2 protein-coding genes, 1 tRNA gene, 1 rRNA gene and 1 pseudogene are annotated in these 2,379 nt (G+C 42.7%); 2 read left to right on the top strand and 3 right to left on the bottom strand.

Annotated features, from left to right (window positions below; genetic code table 11):
• Nucleotides 1-305: 305 nt before the first annotated feature.
• A tRNA-Gln gene (locus AM228_RS19395) sits at nt 306-377 on the top strand.
• Between the two features lie 205 nt (nt 378-582).
• Nucleotides 583-1,368, top strand: coding sequence for an HAD family hydrolase (locus AM228_RS19390; RefSeq protein WP_054468311.1), 786 nt, complete (start codon nt 583-585; stop codon nt 1,366-1,368).
• Nucleotides 1,369-1,462: 94 nt separating this feature from the next.
• Here the strand turns inward: AM228_RS19390 and AM228_RS35465 are convergent.
• From AM228_RS35465 to rrf, 3 genes and pseudogenes are all read right to left on the bottom strand, one after another.
• A pseudogene (locus AM228_RS35465) lies at nt 1,463-1,603 on the bottom strand (ISKra4 family transposase); the annotation flags it as partial.
• Between the two features lie 156 nt (nt 1,604-1,759).
• Entirely contained in the window at nt 1,760-1,948 is a 189-nt protein-coding gene (locus AM228_RS35460; protein WP_054468308.1) for a hypothetical protein, read from the bottom strand.
• A gap of 238 nt (nt 1,949-2,186) precedes the next feature.
• Nucleotides 2,187-2,304, bottom strand: a 5S ribosomal RNA gene (gene rrf, locus AM228_RS19380).
• Nucleotides 2,305-2,379 lie beyond the last annotated feature (75 nt).

Raw genomic sequence — 2,379 nt, 5'->3', positions numbered from 1 at the left:
CACCGATTTTTGCCAGGGGGATGAATATTAGAAAATTAGTCTATCCTTTTGATTGACGGTAATAGAATCTGCCAATTATAAAAAATTGCTTAATTTTGCTTAAGTTCCGTGGGCGACCAGTGTGGCTGGTTTTCCTGGTACAGGGTTTTGCCGTTGCCGCCCCCGGATCTGGTACATCTAAACCCTGGATCCAGAGGAGCAGATTTACCCTGAATCCTAGGCAGGGGATGGATTTAAAAAAATTTTTGCCAAAAGGGTTGACAAATTCCCATAGATCGATGTTATTATTACTAAGGCTAAGTCAATGGGGCGTCGCCAAGTGGTAAGGCACCTGGTTTTGGTCCAGGCATTCAGAGGTTCGAATCCTTTCGCCCCAGTTAGTAAAGCTAGAAGTAAATCTAGAAGTGAATCTAGAAGTGAATCTAGAAGTGAATCTAGAAACTATAAAAATTAGGCGTTTGCTCTCAGGGTGGTAATGATTTTTTGAGAAAGGGTGGGCATGATGTCCACCCTTTCTTATGTCTGTTGCCGGTGGAATCTATGGCAGAATTGAAGATACTGCAATTTTGCCATATATCGCTTATGACCTATAAAGCCTTGCCAACGATTCTCGCCCTTGATTTTGATGGCGTCCTTTGTGACGGAATGTTGGAATATTTCCAGTCCACTTGGCGGACTTATTGTCACATATGGCAACCGGATGAAGTGAATCCGCCTGAAGATTTGGCAGCGAGTTTTGCCCGGTTGCGACCTGTAATTGAAACGGGTTGGGAAATGCCTGTGTTGATCCGATCGCGTCTTCAGGGAGTTTCTGAGTCTGAGATTCTCGAAGATTGGCATTCCGTTGCCCAAGAAATTGTGCAACAAGAGAATTTAAATCAAACAAAACTGGCGAAAACATTAGACCAAATAAGAGATAAATGGATCGCAGAAGATTTATCCGGTTGGTTGAGTTTGCATCGGTTTTATCCGGGAGTTGTCGATACTTTGAAATGGGCGATCGCCTCGCCTGTTGAAACGGTGATTATTACCACCAAAGAGGGGAGGTTTGTTAAACAACTCTTACAGCAACAAGGGGTTGATTTAGGGGCAACGGCAATTTTTGGGAAAGAATGTCAGCGACCAAAGCATCAAATTCTCCGGGAATTAATTCGTCAAGCCTCTAATGAACCTCTAGTCTGGTTTGTGGAAGATCGGGTGAATACTTTGCGATCGGTGCAACAACAACTTGATTTAACCGGAGTAAAACTTTATTTAGCGGACTGGGGATATAACACCGATCGCGATCGCATTTTAGGCCGAGAAACTCCGGGCATTGAACTGCTGACCTTATCTCAATTTGCCTCCGGTTTAGCCAATTGGCCGTAAAACAATTGAGATGAATCAAATAAAAAAACTACAGCTAATTAGTCGCCGATAAGTGCAGTTGGGAGCATCTCAGATATGCGATGAGTAATTACACTCAGGTAAAAGCGAGATTAAGATAAGCGCAGCGATGCTTAAGAACTTGAGGGAGATTCTTACGATTCCATTGAGCGCCAGTAATTTTAACTCTCCGCCCAATCTGCTTAATGGTAGATTCGACAGCACCAGAGCCAATGGTAATACCCTGAGATTGATCTAGGATACATTGGCACTCAGCAATAGGCAATTTGCTTCTAGTTGTGGACTCAAGGGACTCCGCTTTTTTAAGCCCAGTTTTTGGCTTGGCTTTTCGCTAACTTGCCATACTCCGAAACTTGTTTGGATTGTTCTTGTTCTACCTACTGCTGGTTCGCTGCTGCTTAAAAAAATTTCCGATATCTGGCGCTACTTCTTTGAGCACATGGTCTCTTACTGCTAGTTCGATACTAGCAAAGTCTTTTAGTTGTTCTTTGTCTGTATTCTTGAGTAGTATTGCTGCTGCTTGTAAGTGTTCTTGCAGACTTTTGCTTTCTTCGGGTGTCATCTTTTTCCTGCCCTTGAGTTTTACTTTTCTTATTCCCTCATCACTTGTCAATAAGCATTTATATTTATGACATCGTTATAAATATAAATACTTATTGCATATCTGAGATGCTCCCTGTGCAACGCCTTATTTCTTGGGTCAAATCAGAACCCAAAATTTTGGCTTCTGCAAAAAAAGCGATCGACAAAAAAAGAAGGGGAGGGATATATGTAAATCCCTCCCCTTCTTGAAATAAAATCCCTGGCACTGAGCTATTTTCCCAGGCAGCAACCCGCCAAGTATCTTCGCCGCTGCGGCGTTTCACGTCCTAGTTCGAGATGGAGTAGGCGTGGGACCACCGCGCTCAAAGCACCAGGAAATTGGTGATTTGAATAAAAAATACTAACTATAAATCAAAACCAGAAAACAGACATAGAAACAGAATCATCGGT

The sequence above is a fragment of the Planktothricoides sp. SR001 genome (assembly GCF_001276715.1).
GTDB lineage: Bacteria > Cyanobacteriota > Cyanobacteriia > Cyanobacteriales > Laspinemataceae > Planktothricoides > Planktothricoides raciborskii.
The sequence above is the reverse complement of the archived record's forward strand: the minus strand, read 5'-3'. Positions and strand labels throughout refer to the sequence as shown.